Source organism: Phytoactinopolyspora halophila, assembly GCF_003287285.1.
GTDB lineage: Bacteria > Actinomycetota > Actinomycetes > Jiangellales > Jiangellaceae > Phytoactinopolyspora_A > Phytoactinopolyspora_A halophila.
In genome coordinates this window covers 1-13,682 of the sequence record NZ_QMIG01000013.1, presented here as the reverse complement: position 1 = coordinate 13,682, position 13,682 = coordinate 1, and the positions used below count along the sequence as shown (strand labels likewise).

Here is a 13,682-nt window from a genome sequence, read left to right as displayed (position 1 = left end):
TGTCGGGGCGTCGGCGTCAGCCGACCGCCCCTTCCATCTGCAGCTCGATCAGGCGGTTGAGCTCAAGCGCGTACTCCATCGGCAATTCACGAGCGATCGGCTCGATGAAACCACGCACGATCATGGCCATCGCCTCGTCCTCGGGAATGCCGCGACTGGTGAGGTAGAACAGCTGATCCTCGCTGACCTTGGACACCGTGGCCTCGTGGCCCATGGACACGTCGTCGTTGCGGATGTCGACGTACGGATATGTGTCCGAACGCGAAACCGTGTCGATCAGCAGCGCGTCACACAACACGTTGCTGGCGCTGGCCGTCGCTCGCGGCATGACCTGAACCAGGCCCCGATACGACGTGCGCCCACCGCTGCGGGCGACCGACTTGGAGACGATCGAGCTGGACGTGTTCGGCGCCATGTGGACCATCTTGGCCCCGGAGTCCTGGTGCTGGTCCTCGCTGGCGAACGCGAGCGAGAGCGTCTCACCCTTGGCGTGCTCTCCCATCAGCCAGATCGCCGGGTACTTCATGGTCACCTTGGAGCCGATGTTGCCGTCGACCCACTCCATGGTGGCGCCCTCGGCGGCCGTCGCCCGCTTGGTGACCAGGTTGTATACGTTGTTCGACCAGTTCTGGATGGTGGTGTAGCGGGCGCGCGCACCCTTCTTCACCACGATCTCGACGACGGCGCTGTGCAGCGAGTCCGACGAGTAGATCGGGGCGGTGCAACCCTCGACATAGTGGACGTAGGCGTCCTCGTCGACGATGATCAGCGTCCGCTCGAACTGGCCCATGTTCTCCGTGTTGATCCGGAAGTAGGCCTGCAGCGGGATGTCGACGTGCACGCCCTTCGGCACGTAGATGAACGAGCCACCGGACCAGACTGCCGTGTTCAGCGCGGAGAACTTGTTGTCACCCGCGGGGATGACCGAAGCGAAGTACTCCTTGAACAGCTCCGGGTGCTCGCGCAGGCCGGTGTCGGTGTCCATGAAGATGACACCCTGCTGCTCCAGGTCCTCGCGGATCTGGTGGTACACGACCTCGGACTCGTACTGCGCCGCGACACCGGCGACCAGCCGCTGCTTCTCCGCCTCTGGGATGCCCAGCTTGTCGTAGGTGTTCTTGATGTCGGTGGGAAGCTCGTCCCAGGACGTCGCCTGCTGCTCCGTGGAACGGACGAAGTACTTGATGTTGTCGAAATCGATGTTCGACACGTCGGCGCCCCACGTGGGCATCGGCTTCTTCTCGAAGAGCCGCAAGGCCTTCAGCCGGATGTCGAGCATCCACTCCGGCTCACCCTTCTGCGCGGAGATCTCACGGACGACGTCCTCGTTCAGACCGCGCTTTGCCGCCGCGCCGGCGGTGTCCGGGTCGGACCAGCCGTATTCGTACCGGCCGAGACCTTCGAGCTCCGGGTGGGCTGTGGTGGTCATATGCGAGATCCTCTCCTCAGGAATCGTCCGTGTGCTGCCTCGAGGCTACGGGCTTCGAGGCACGTGCGTCGTGCAGACGCCGTCGCCGTGAGCGATCGTCGCGATCCGCTGCACATGAGTGTTCAGCAGCCGCGCGAACACCTCGGTCTCGGCCTCGCACAGTTGTGGGAACCGCTCGGCGACGTGCGCCACCGGACAGTGGTGCTGGCACAGTTGCTCCCCGTCCGTCACCGGCGACTCGTCCGCCGACGCCGCGTAGCCGTCGTCACTGAGCACTTCGGCCAGCACCCTGGTGCGTTCCGCCGGCTCCACCGCCTCGATGACCGGTCGGTACCGGCGTTCGAGGTCGGCGACGCGGTGCCGGGCGAACGCCGCAACCAGTTCTTCTCCCCCGGTGTCGGCGAGGAACTGCAATGCCCCCACCGCGAGGTCGTCATAGGCCTGTTCGAACTCGTCGCGCCCGGCATCGGTGATGACGAACACCTTGGCCGGGCGCCCGCGTCCACGCTGACCGTACACTCGCTGCTCACGAGCCTCGATCACGCCGTCGGCGAGGAGCGCGTCCAGATGCCGTCGCACTGCTGCCGGAGTCAGCCCGAGCTGATCTGCGAGTGCCGCCGCCGTAGACGGCCCGTTCTCCAGAATCGCGCGGGCTACACGTTCCCGTGTGCGCGCGTGCGACTCCTGCGCGACGGAGGACTCCTCTGCCGCCTCGGTAGCCGTACGCACATTTTTCACAACACCATCGTGCTCTATTTCCGGCCGCGAGACAAATCCCCGGCCCACAGGCCCTGGTGGCGTCAGTCACGCAGGTCAGGCTTACCTTACCGTGCGCGTACTCCCGGGTTCTGCCAGACTTGAACCATACTCAGCCGGGCGCGGTGTTCTCGCAGGCACGAGAACGCCCCGGGAAGCGTTCAGCTGTAGCCACACGGGCTGGAGGGGCCATGGAAGGCGGTATCATCCTCGTCGTCATCGGGCTCGCGGTGGCGGCCGCGGTCGTCTGGAACCGCCGGATGCATCAGAGACGAAAGCAAGACATCCGCGAGCTGGCGATGTCATACGGCTGGCATTGGGTTGAGCGGAACGACAACTTGACCACCCGCTGGAGTGGTCCGCCGTTCCGGGACGTCGGGCGCGATATGAAAGCACGCGACGTCGTCTCGGGCGAGTACCGGGGACGGCCGTTCACCGCCTTTCAGTATTCCTACACCATGGGTCCGCCCCCGGGACCCGCGCTCGACGAACCGCAGTCTCACCCCGGCAGCGCTCGCTACACCGGGAACGAACTCCGCGGCGGTGGCGGACACGCCCAAGCGGGCCGGTTCGGCAAGCACTCCGTCGCACGGCTCGGCCGGGGCAGGAGCACGTCGACCTTCCATCACCGTGTGTTCGTGATCGAACTGCCGCTCTCGCTGCCACCCATCTCACTCGGGCCGGAAGGGCTCCTCGGTGGCAGGCTCGCCCGGGCATTCGGTTTCGACCGCGTGGAGACCGGCGATTCGTTCTTCGACAACCAGTACAAAGTCGTGTGCCCGGATCCCGATTTCGCCCGGAGCCTGCTGCATCCGGAAATGGTGCGCCTGCTGGCCAGGTCCGGGACCTGGTCATGGCGCATCGAGGGCGACGTCATGCTGTCCTACAGTCGCGGCTACATGCGCGCCACACTCGTCCAGCGACAGCTCGATGCCATGTGCGACGTGCTCGACCTCATCCCAGGCGATGTCTGGCACACGTACGGCGTGCCGTGACCCGGGAACGTCCGCACCGGTGAAAGCGTGCCAGACTCGCGGGCGTGAGCACCTCTGCAGCCGTCGAGATCGAATCGCTGGTCAAGTGCTATGGCCGCGTGCCCGCCGTCGACGGCTTGTCGCTCACCATACCTAGCGGCACGATCACGTCGGTGCTCGGACCCAACGGCGCCGGCAAGACCACCACCATCGAATGCTGTGAGGGATACCGCCGCCCCGACTCCGGAACCGTCCGCGTCCTCGGCCTCGATCCGCAGCGCGACGCCCGGCGGCTGCGTCCCCGTGTCGGCGTCATGCTCCAGGAAGGCGCCGGCTTCTACCCCGGCGCGCGCGGTGTCGAACTCCTCAGCCACCTAGCCCGCCTGCACGCCACCCCACTCGACGTCGCCACACTCGTGGAGCAACTCGAGCTCGGCGACACGGCCCGCACGCCCATGCGCCGCCTCTCGGGCGGGCAGCGCCAGCGGGTAGCGCTCGCCGCGGCCCTGGTCGGCCGGCCCGAGCTCGTCTTCCTCGACGAACCAACGGCCGGACTCGACCCGCGGATGCGCCGCTCGGTGTGGGACACGTTGAGCGAGCTGCGCGCCGCCGGCGTGACCGTCGTCCTCTGCACGCACCTCATCGAGGAGGCCGAGCGGCTCGCCGACCATGTGGTGATCATCCACGACGGTCAGCAGGTCGCGCAGGGCAGCCCGGCGGAGCTGACCGAGGACGACGAGTCGACCGTACGGTTCAACGGCCGGCCCCGGCTGGACCTGGCGTCGTTGCGCGACGCGCTGCCCGAAGACGCGAGCGTCCAGGAAGTCTCGCCCGGGACATACGTCGTGGCGACCACCGTCGATCCCGGTGTGCTGGCGACGATCACCTCGTGGTGTGCCGCGCACGACGTGATGCCTGAAGGGCTCCAGGTGGGACGTACCTCGCTCGAGGACGTCTTCATCAAGCTCACCGGCGCCGAGCCAGGAACCGGGTCATGACGACGACGGAACGCCGGTACCGGCCCGCACCCGGTGCAGCACCGGTCTGGCGAATGCTGGTGGCCCAGACCGCCTTCGAGACCCGGCTGCTCCTGCGCCACGGCGAACAGCTCTTGCTCACCGCCGTCATCCCGGTGACGCTGCTCGCGCTGCTGGCGTTCGTGCCGGTGATCGACACCGGCGCGTACTCGCGTCTCGACTTCCTCGTCCCTGGCATCCTGGCGCTCGCCGTGATGTCGACGTCGTTCACGTCGCTGGCCATCGCCACCGGGTACGAGCGCCGGTACGGCGTGCTCAAGCGCCTGGCGACCACGCCGCTGCCGCGCTCGGCACTGCTGATCGCCAAGGCGCTGACCGTGCTCGTCGTCGAGGCGTTACAGGTGACACTCGTTGGCGGTCTCGGGGCTGCGCTGGGCTGGCGTCCCACCGGGTCGGTCCTCGCCGTGCTGGCTCTGATCGTCGTCGGCACGCTCGCCTTCGCCGGTCTCGGATTTCTCATGGCGGGCACGTTGCGCGCCGAGGCGACCCTGGCGGCGGCAAACCTGGTGTACCTGTTGTTGCTCGTGCTCGGCGGGATCATCATCCCGTTGGACGAATTCCCGGACGGAGTGCAGCCCGTTCTCATGGCTACCCCGGCCGGCGCGCTCGCCGACGGGCTGCGTTCCGTCCTCGCCGACGGTTCCGGCCTTCCCTGGTCCGGGGTGGCGATACTGGCCGGTTGGGCAGTTGCGGGATTCGCCGCCGCTGCCCGCTGGTTTCGCTGGGAATGAGCGGGACCGGGCCAAACGGGCACGAGCCGGCCAGACCGGGCGAAGGTGCCGCCGATCCGATCATGCCCACCTCGTACCATGACACGGTGACGAGCCAGAGTCCCGATGCCCCGCCGTCCGCGTTGTCGCGCGCCCTGCGCCGATTGCCGCTGCCGTCCGAGCGCGCCCTGCGCATCCTGGCCTACGCGTCGCTGGCCACCCAGGCGGGCATCATCGTCACGGGCGGGGCGGTTCGCCTCACCGATTCGGGGCTGGGATGCCCCGAGTGGCCGCGCTGCACGGAGGAGTCCTGGACGGCGTCGCCGGAGATGGGCAGCCACGGCGCGCTCGAGTTCGGCAACCGCCTGCTCACCTTCGTTCTCGGTGTCGTCGCGCTGGCCATGTTGCTCGCCGTCGTGCGTACTCTCGTCTCGCATCGCCCGCGGCGCGACCTGCTCTATCCGGCCATCTTCCTGCTGGGCGTCATCCCGGCGCAGGCCGTGATCGGCGGCATCACCGTGTGGACCGGGCTCAATCCATGGGTGGTCCAGTTCCACTACCTGGTCTCGGCGGTGCTCGTCGGCGTGGCCACGGTGATGGTGCGCCGCGCCCGGCGTCCCGCTGCCGTCCCGCCCCAGCCGGCCGGCACCCCGTGGCTGGAACGCCTCGCCCTGGTCATGCTCGCGGCGGTTGCCATAACCATCTACATGGGGACCGTCACCACCGGCAGCGGCCCGCATGCTGGTGACCCCGACGCCCCGCGCATCGGGTTCGACATCACCACCGTCACGCAGTTCCACGTCCACGCCGCCGTGTTCACACTCGGCCTGGCGATCGGAGTGTTCTTCGCCGCCCGGCTCTCCGGTTCCGCTCCCCACGCGGCTCGCGCGAGCGCCCGGCTCGTCGGCGTTCTCGTGGTCCAGGGCGCAATCGGCGGGATGCAATACGGGCTGGGGCTGCCCGAGGTGCTCGTCGCCCTGCACCTTGCCGGCTCAGCACTCATCGTCATGGCGGCCGTCGACACGTGGTATGTCACCCGTTGGATGCCACCCGAGCAACCGCCCGCGTCGGCTCGTCCAGCACGTCAGCCAGCAGCAAGCGAGTGACGTTTCAGCTACCCGTGGTGACGGAACCCGTCGAGGTCAGCGAGACTCCGGCACCACCTGATCGTCGAAGCCCGCGACGCGCCGGACACCGTCATGCGTGGCGAGCTCGCCACGGACAGCCGGATGGTTCAGGTAATAGTCGACGGCGTGGAAGGCGACCAGCGGGTTCATCGCGAACCTCTTGTCGGGAACCGCGATCACGGTGTCGCTGTTCATGGCCCGAGTGATGCGCGCCGCGGCCGCGTGCCCCGCACCCCCGAGGACCGTCGACGGATCGTGCGCGTCGATACCGAGCCAGTTGTGCCACGGCCGCGGCAGGATCCGCCGCATGCCGTAACGGACCACGAAAGCACGCATGTCGCGGATCTCGTTCCAGGACACGGCCAGCTGGCCATGCGCCGGAACGCCGCCGTCGAATACCACCCGCGTGGGAGTCAGGCGCAGGCCGGGCATGGCATCTTTGCGGCCGCGCAGCCCCGCCACGGCCGCAGTGCCGAAGATCCCGGCGAGAGCGCCCAGCACCAACACGCCTGGAACGGCCGTCCATTCCCGATCGAGTACGCCGGCGACGGCCACGACGCCGGTCATGACGGCGAACAGCACGCCCAGCACGGCGAACCCGATTCCCTGTAGCCGGGACGTGCGCCGCATCGGCAGCAGCACGGCAGGCTCGCGCGCGCCATCGACGTCGACGTTCACGGTTCGGACCTGGCCGGTGCCCCGCGCCCGATATGCGCGTGCGCGCCGCTTCGTCCATCGCCACCCGGGCGGCCACGGCAACGCGGCGGCTCGTGCGTTCTGCTCGTCTGTCACGGTCCATATCGTGCCAGTTCGCTCCGGAATCATCGGAGCCGTTCCGGCGAGTCGGAGCCGTCCGGGCGAGATGGCACGGTCAGCGCGGGCGATCGGGTGCGAAGATGCCCGGGATGTCGGCGGACTCGCCGAGGATCGATGCGGCGACGAGCTGGCCCGCACGCGGTGCAAGTGTGAGCCCCTGTGGCCCGAATCCGGTGGCCAGCCACAGCCCGGCCACTCCAGTCGCCGGTCCGATGAACGGCTCGCCGTCCGGGCTCGCCGGACGCAGTCCCACTCGCACCTCCAGCCACTGGGCCTCCTGCACGGCCGGCACCACCGCCCGGCCACGATCGAACAGCATGTCGATACCGCCGACCGTCGCGTGCGGGTCGAATCCGCTGTCGTCTTCCCGGGTGGCTCCGATCACCACCCGATCTCCCGGGAACGACAGGAGGTAGCACCGGTTGAACGCGCTCATCACCGGCAATGCCGAGCCGCCGGGCATGCGCAGGTGCACGATCTGCCCGCGCTGCGGGTACACGGGCAGGTCGACGCCGGCCGTCGCCGCGAGCCCGGCCGACCACGTTCCGCCGGCCAGGACGACGTGATCGGTGTACAGCGTCGCCTCCGGCGTGCGAACGCCGCGCACACAGCCGTCGTCGGTGAGGAGCGCGTCCGCGGATTGATCGATCAGCCGCGCGCCCCGCTCGACGGCCAGGTGCATCAGCAGCTCGCGAATGGTATGCCCGTCGATCCGGGCCACCTGGGGCAGCCACACCGCACCTGCCGCCGTCGACGACACCCGTGGAAAGCGGGCAGCCAGCTCGCGCGCCGGCAGCCGGTACGGGGTACCCGCACCGGCCACGCCGTACTCCGCGGTCAACCGTTCCGCGCGCTGCATGACGCCATCCAGGTCCGCCAGCTGGGCGTCCTCCAGCGCGAGGATCAGCTGCCCTACGGCCCCGTACGAGTGATCGTCGTGCCCGGCACGCTCGAACGAGCGGATCATGTCCAGGTAGTGGCGTACCGCCTCGAACATGAACCGGCTCTTGACGTCGTCGGTGGGACGCGCGCTGACCGGCGTCAGGATGCCGGCACCCGCGGACGTCGCCCGTCCGTTCCTGGCATCGTCCACGACGACGACGTCCGCGCCGGCGTCCGCGAGGTGATAGGCGGCGCTCGCCCCGGCGATTCCAGCCCCGATGACCGCGACTCTCGTCATGGTCACCGATCCTCTCGCAGGCGGTGCCCGCTAGCTCAGCCGGCACCGCCCGCGAGATTCAGCCTCGGAGGTCAGCTCCGATGTCAGCGTGGTTCGCCGTGCACGCTACGCCGAGCTCGCACGCAATGCGGCCACGAACCATTCCATCGGCGCCACGTCCCTGCTGCCCGACTCGTGCGCCGGCCATCCGTTGACGACACCGACCAGCTCCCAGAATCGCTGCACCCGGCGATCGGAGAACGTGGAGATCTCGTCGGCCAGCTGCGCGCGGAACTCGGTGTCGTCGGCCGTGCCCCGGGCCGCGGCGAACGCTTCGGCGAGTTCACCGATGGCGCGTTGCGCCCGTTCCGACTCCGGCTCCACGCCGGCCTCGCGCAAGGGCTGCACCACCGACGTCATGCGAGCGAACAACTCCCGCTGCTCCGCGGCAGACGGCGCCACCTGCTCCCCAGAGCTGCGCGCGTCGTGCGCGATCCGTGCCATCTCACGGGACCGTTGCCGGTAGTCCGGGTCCCGGACGAGCTCGGCGAGCTCGATCCACGCGTCGATCTGTTCCTGGCTCGGCTCGTCCGGCAGCTCGATCTGCACCGAGCGCATCTTGGAGGCGACCTCCGGGTCGACGTCGAGTCCGTCAAACACCTCGTCCCAGTACTCGTCGATGATCCGCTGCCGCTCGGCGGCCGACAGCTGGGCCAGCTTGTTCATCACGACCAGCTCCTTCTCGTCGTCGATCCCCATCTGGGCGACCGCGCGCATCACCGATCGCTGCGTGCGCACGATGCGCATCTGGGCGTCGAGCGCCGCGGCATGCCGGGCCGCGAGGTCCGACAGGCTCAGCGTCCGATCCAGAACGGCCTGGATGGATGCCAGGTCCACGTCGAGCTCGCGCAGCGTCCGCACGAAGTCCAGGCGCGCGACGGCAGTAGCGTCGTACTGCCGGTAACCCCCTGGGGATCTGTCCGTCGGCGGCACGAGGCCGATGTCGGCGTAGTAGCGGATCGTCTTGACCGGAAGGCCGGTGCGCCGCGCCAGTTCACCGATGGTCAGCCACGTGTCGCCTGCATTCACGTTGTCCAACCCTGACCCCTCCAGCCACTGGAGACTCAAATCGAATTCACGCGAGCTTTCCGCTGAGCATGAACGTTGCAAGCACCGCTTGAGCCCGCCCATAGGTGGCCTAGTGTTCATGATCAGCGGGTGGGAGCAGGTGGAAACGGTGAAGACGATCAGGCGAAGACGAGGACGTCGGCCATGACGGCGACGAACAGCAGCGTCAGGTAGGTGATGGAGCCGTGAAACAGGCGCATTGCCTTTAGCCCCGCCCCGTGGGAATCGCGCCGCGCCAGGCCGTAGAGGCGGTGCGCCTCGGCGAGGAACCAGGTCCCGGTCAGCACCGCACCGACCCCGTACAGCCATCCCAGACCCGCTACGGGCCACAGCGCGAGCGACGTAACCACCATGGCCCAGGAGTACGCCAGGATCTGCGCGGCCACCCTCCGCGCCGACGCGACGACCGGCAGCATCGGCACCCCGGCACGCTCGTAGTCCTCGCGGTAGCGCATCGCCAGCGGCCAGTAGTGCGGCGGCGTCCAGAAGAACACGATGAGGAACAGCAACACCGGTGGCCAGGCGAGACTGCCGGTCACGGCCGACCACCCGATGAGGGTCGGCAGGCATCCGGCGACGCCACCCCACACGATGTTCTGCGTCGTCCGCCGCTTGAGCAGCACCGTGTAGATCAGGACATAGAACAGGTTGGCCACGGCGGTGAGCGCCGCCGCCACCGGGTTCACCCACACGAGCATCATCACCACGGCGGCGACCAGCAACGCGGTGGCGAAGACAAACGCCGCCCGTGGCGACACGATCGACGCTGTCACCACCCGGCGCCGGGTGCGATGCATCACGGCGTCGATATCGCGCTCAAGCACCTGGTTGTACGCGTGCGCACTCCCGGCGGCGAACGTGCCCCCGAGGAGCGTGACCATGGTCAGCCACAGGGGCGGAAGGCCCTCCTGGGCGAGCACCATAGCCGGCAGCGTGGTCACCAGCAGCAGCTCGATGACCCGCAGCTTCATGAGCGAGATATACGCACCGACCACCTCGCGCCAGCTGGCCGAGGGGCCCACGTCATGCGGCGACTGAACGCGGTGGTCCACGGCCGTCACAATCATCCTTCGGGTGGTCGGGCATTCTGGGGATGCGGAAACATCCGCCGCACGGGCTCTGTTGAGTCTAACGATGGACCTTTTCAAACGACCGAGCGGGCATGCACGTCGGTCATGGGGATTAGGCTCGACGTCGGGCCCTGTGGCCACGGCTTCGACCAACGGCACGACGGAAGGGATAACACGCCAGTGAACACGACACCTGCCTCCGCCGATTTCCCATGGTCCGAGCTCGATGATCGGGCGGTCGACACGGTACGGCTGCTCGCCATGGACGCGGTGGAGAAGGTCGGCAATGGTCATCCGGGTACGGCAATGAGCTTGGCTCCGGTGGCCTATACCCTCTATCAGCGTGTCCTGCGCCACGATCCGTCTGACTCCGCGTGGCTCGGACGTGACCGGTTCGTGCTCTCCGCCGGGCACAGCAGTCTGACCCAGTACATCCAGCTCTTCCTCGCTGGATACAACGTCACACTGGACGACATCAAGGGGCTGCGCACGTGGGGGTCCAAGACGCCGGGACATCCCGAGTACGGGCACACCGACGGCATCGAGGTCACCACCGGGCCGCTGGGAACCGGCCTTGCCTCCGCGATCGGTATGGCATTCGCCACACGCCGCGTCCGCGGCCTGCTCGACCCCGACGCCGCGCCCGGCCAAAGCGTCTTCGATCACCACGTCTACGTGATCGCTTCCGACGGTGACCTGCAAGAAGGTGTCGGCGCCGAGGCCAGCTCCCTGGCGGGCACCCAGGAGCTCGGCAACGTGATCGTCTTGTGGGACGACAACAACATCTCCATCGAGGACGACACCAACATCGCCTTCACCGAGGACACCGTCGCCCGCTACGAGGCGTACGGCTGGCACACCCAGGTGGTCGACTTCACGGCGGGCCCGGAGTACCGCGAGGATCCGAAGGCGATCTTCGATGCGTTGCAGGCCGCGAAGGCGGTCACCGACCGGCCGTCTTTCATCGCCGTGCGCACCATCATCGGATGGCCGGCGCCGAACAAGCAGAACACCGGCGCCGCCCACGGCTCGGCCCTCGGCGCCGACGAGGTGGCTACCACCAAACGCATCCTGGGAGCGGATCCGGAGAAGAGCTTCGACGTCGACCCGGAGGTTCTCGATCACACCAGGCTCGCCGTGGAGCGCGGCGAGAAGCTGCACGCCGAATGGGAGGAACGTTTCGCGGCCTGGAAGGAAGCCAACCCGCAGCGCGCCGCCCTGCTGGAGCGGCTGAACAAGCGCGAGCTTCCCGCGGGCTGGGAACAGGCGCTGCCGGAGTTCGAGCCGTCGGAGAAGGGCATCGCCACGCGCGCGGCCTCGGGCAAGATACTCAACGCGATCGCGCCGGAGCTGCCCGAACTCTGGGGTGGGTCGGCCGACCTCGCCGGTTCGAACAACACTACGGTCACCAGCGAACCGAGCTTCCTGCCCGAGAAGCGCTCCAGCGAGATGTTCCCCGGGCACCCGTACGGGCGCACGCTGCACTTCGGTGTCCGCGAATTTGCCGGCGGGGCGATCGCCAACGGTATCGCGCTCAACGGGCTGACCCGTCCCTACGCCGCGACCTTCCTCATCTTCAGCGACTACCAGCGGGCCGCGGTTCGGCTCGCCGCGCTGCAGCAGATCCCGGTCACCTTCGTGTGGACGCACGATTCGATCGGTCTGGGGGAAGATGGCCCGACGCACCAGCCCGTCGAACACCTCTCGGCGCTGCGCGCGATTCCCGGTCTCGACGTCGTCCGCCCCGCCGATGCCAACGAGACGGCGGTCGCCTGGAAGACGATCCTCGAACGCAGCCACCGTCCGGCCGGTATCGCGCTGACCCGTCAGGGCATTCCCGTCTTCGACCGCAGCGTGGTCGCTTCGGCCGACGGTGTCGCGCGCGGCGCGTACGTGCTCGCCGACGCCGAGGGCGGCGAGCCCGATGTTTTGATCATGGCGAGCGGCTCGGAGGTACAGCTCGCCATGTCGGCCCGTGAACAATTGCAGGCAGAGGGTATCCGTACCAGAGTGGTCTCGTTCCCGTCTCACGAATGGTTCGACGAGCAGGACACCGCGTACCAGCAATCGGTCCTGCCGCCGGACGTGCGGGCGCGCGTCTCGGTCGAGGCCGGGGTCGCCATGAGCTGGCACCGGTTCCTTGGCGACGCGGGTCGGGCGGTCAGCCTCGAACACTTCGGGGCATCGGCGGACTACAAGACACTCTTCCAGGAGTTCGGTTTCACCCCCGAAGCCGTCGTCGCCGCCGCGAAGGAGTCCCTGGCCGCCGCCCGCTGAACCGTCCGACGTCCGTGCGTCCCGGGATCGGAGATCGCAGGGCTCGTCACAGGGCTCGGAGTACACGGCACGCACAACGAAAGCGATGGAGCTGATCACCATGACCGATACCACGGCCGACCCCCTGGCCCGGCTGTCCGACGAGGGCGTTGCCATCTGGCTCGACGACCTGTCCCGGGACCGGCTGGATACCGGGAACCTGCAACACCTCATCGACAACCGCCATCTGGTGGGCATCACCTCCAACCCGACGATCTTCCAGGCAGCGATCAGCAAGAGCAGCCTCTACGACGACGATCTACGTGCTCATGCCGAGCAGGGCTCGGACGCGGATACTGCCGTACGTGCGTTGACCACCGACGACGTACGGGCTGCCGCCGACGTCCTGGCTCCGGTCGCGGAGCGCACCGGGGGCGTCGACGGCCGCGTCTCGATCGAGGTGGATCCCCGGCTCGCACACGACACCGACGCCACGATCGAGCAGGCACGTGAGCTGTGGGAAATCGTCGATCGGCCGAACATCTTCATCAAGATCCCCGCTACGGAGGCAGGGCTGCCCGCCATCACTGCCACCATCGCCGACGGGATCAGCGTGAACGTGACGTTGATCTTCTCGATCGAGCGCTACCGCGCCGTGATGGACGCCTATCAGGCCGGGCTGGAGCAACGCCTCGAAGCCGGGAAGTCGCTGGACGGCGTGGCCTCCGTAGCGTCGTTCTTCGTCAGCCGCGTCGACTCCGAGATCGACAAGCGGCTGGAACGGCTGGGCAATCCGTCCGCTCTCGCGTTGCGCGGGCAGGCGGCTGTCGCTAACGCCCGGCTGGCGTATGCGGCGTACGAGGAAGTCATCGCAGACGATCGGTGGAAACGCCTGGAAGCGGCGGGCGCGAAACGCCAGCGCCCCCTCTGGGCGTCGACGTCGGTGAAGAACCCCGATTACCCCGACACGTTCTACGTCACCGAGCTGGTGGCCCCGGACACGGTGAACACCATGCCCGAGTCCACACTTGAAGCCGTCGCCGACCACGGCGAGATCACCGGCGACACGATCCGGCCGAACATCGACGACGCCCAGCGCACCTTCGATGCGCTCATCGCGCTCGGTGTCGATCTCGACGACGCCAGTCGCGTGCTGGAAAGGGAAGGGGTCAAGAAGTTCGAGTCCAGCTGGAACGAGCTGCTGGAGTCGGTGAGCGCGA

General features: G+C 68.0%; 12 protein-coding genes. 6 read left to right on the top strand and 6 right to left on the bottom strand.

The window, feature by feature from the left end; genetic code table 11:
• Nucleotides 1–16: 16 nt before the first annotated feature.
• A complete protein-coding gene (sufB, locus tag DPM12_RS12740; protein WP_211658931.1) occupies nucleotides 17–1,429 on the bottom strand; it encodes a Fe-S cluster assembly protein SufB in 1,413 nt (470 codons plus the stop codon).
• Between the two features lie 45 nt (nucleotides 1,430–1,474).
• Nucleotides 1,475–2,158, bottom strand: a complete 684-nt coding sequence (locus tag DPM12_RS12735; protein ID WP_211658930.1) for a helix-turn-helix transcriptional regulator — start codon at nucleotides 2,156–2,158, stop codon at nucleotides 1,475–1,477.
• Between the two features lie 218 nt (nucleotides 2,159–2,376).
• Between DPM12_RS12735 and DPM12_RS12730 the strand changes: the two genes are divergently transcribed.
• The 4 genes from DPM12_RS12730 to DPM12_RS12715 all read left to right on the top strand — a co-directional run bounded on the left by DPM12_RS12730 (nucleotide 2,377) and on the right by DPM12_RS12715 (nucleotide 6,012).
• On the top strand, nucleotides 2,377–3,180 hold the full coding sequence (locus DPM12_RS12730; RefSeq protein ID WP_112258711.1) for a hypothetical protein: 804 nt from the start codon (nucleotides 2,377–2,379) through the stop codon (nucleotides 3,178–3,180).
• 44 nt (nucleotides 3,181–3,224) lie between these two features.
• Nucleotides 3,225–4,157, top strand: a complete 933-nt coding sequence (locus DPM12_RS12725) for an ABC transporter ATP-binding protein (RefSeq protein ID WP_112258710.1) — start codon at nucleotides 3,225–3,227, stop codon at nucleotides 4,155–4,157.
• Nucleotides 4,154–4,927: an ABC transporter permease gene (locus DPM12_RS12720; protein ID WP_112258709.1), complete on the top strand. Its 774-nt coding sequence runs from the start codon at nucleotides 4,154–4,156 to the stop codon at nucleotides 4,925–4,927. Before DPM12_RS12725 ends, DPM12_RS12720 begins: the two co-directional genes overlap by 4 nt.
• A gap of 86 nt (nucleotides 4,928–5,013) precedes the next feature.
• Complete coding sequence (locus DPM12_RS12715; protein ID WP_158542880.1) at nucleotides 5,014–6,012, top strand: COX15/CtaA family protein; 999 nt, start codon at nucleotides 5,014–5,016, stop codon at nucleotides 6,010–6,012.
• 36 nt (nucleotides 6,013–6,048) lie between these two features.
• Here DPM12_RS12715 and DPM12_RS12710 read toward each other — a convergent pair whose 3' ends face one another.
• The 4 genes from DPM12_RS12710 to DPM12_RS12695 all read right to left on the bottom strand — a co-directional run bounded on the left by DPM12_RS12710 (nucleotide 6,049) and on the right by DPM12_RS12695 (nucleotide 10,203).
• A complete protein-coding gene (locus DPM12_RS12710) occupies nucleotides 6,049–6,825 on the bottom strand; it encodes a hypothetical protein (protein WP_112258707.1) in 777 nt (258 codons plus the stop codon).
• Nucleotides 6,826–6,904: 79 nt separating this feature from the next.
• Nucleotides 6,905–8,029: an NAD(P)/FAD-dependent oxidoreductase gene (locus DPM12_RS12705; protein WP_112258706.1), complete on the bottom strand. Its 1,125-nt coding sequence runs from the start codon at nucleotides 8,027–8,029 to the stop codon at nucleotides 6,905–6,907.
• 105 nt (nucleotides 8,030–8,134) lie between these two features.
• Nucleotides 8,135–9,097, bottom strand: coding sequence for a MerR family transcriptional regulator (locus DPM12_RS12700; protein WP_211658929.1), 963 nt, complete (start codon nucleotides 9,095–9,097; stop codon nucleotides 8,135–8,137).
• Nucleotides 9,098–9,255: 158 nt separating this feature from the next.
• Nucleotides 9,256–10,203 carry a heme o synthase gene (locus tag DPM12_RS12695; RefSeq protein ID WP_112258704.1) on the bottom strand — a complete coding sequence of 316 codons (948 nt, stop codon included), beginning with the start codon at nucleotides 10,201–10,203 and terminating at the stop codon, nucleotides 9,256–9,258.
• A 183-nt stretch (nucleotides 10,204–10,386) separates the two neighbouring features.
• On the opposite strand from DPM12_RS12695, the gene tkt reads away from it, so the two are divergent.
• Both tkt and tal read left to right on the top strand, forming a co-directional pair.
• Nucleotides 10,387–12,483: a transketolase gene (gene tkt / locus DPM12_RS12690; protein WP_245951263.1), complete on the top strand. Its 2,097-nt coding sequence runs from the start codon at nucleotides 10,387–10,389 to the stop codon at nucleotides 12,481–12,483.
• A gap of 100 nt (nucleotides 12,484–12,583) precedes the next feature.
• The coding region (gene tal, locus DPM12_RS12685; protein ID WP_112258794.1) for a transaldolase at nucleotides 12,584–13,682 on the top strand (1,099 nt) is incomplete at its 3' end.

Excerpts from the sequence above, each read along its gene's own strand:
- DPM12_RS12720 (WP_112258709.1), top strand. The coding sequence starts at position 4,154 with ATGACGACGACGGAACGCCGGTACCGGCCCGCACCCGGTGCAGCACCG.
- sufB (WP_211658931.1), bottom strand. The coding sequence starts at position 1,429 with ATGACCACCACAGCCCACCCGGAGCTCGAAGGTCTCGGCCGGTACGAA.
- DPM12_RS12730 (WP_112258711.1), top strand. The coding sequence starts at position 2,377 with ATGGAAGGCGGTATCATCCTCGTCGTCATCGGGCTCGCGGTGGCGGCC.
- DPM12_RS12705 (WP_112258706.1), bottom strand. The coding sequence starts at position 8,029 with ATGACGAGAGTCGCGGTCATCGGGGCTGGAATCGCCGGGGCGAGCGCC.
- DPM12_RS12695 (WP_112258704.1), bottom strand. The coding sequence starts at position 10,203 with ATGATTGTGACGGCCGTGGACCACCGCGTTCAGTCGCCGCATGACGTG.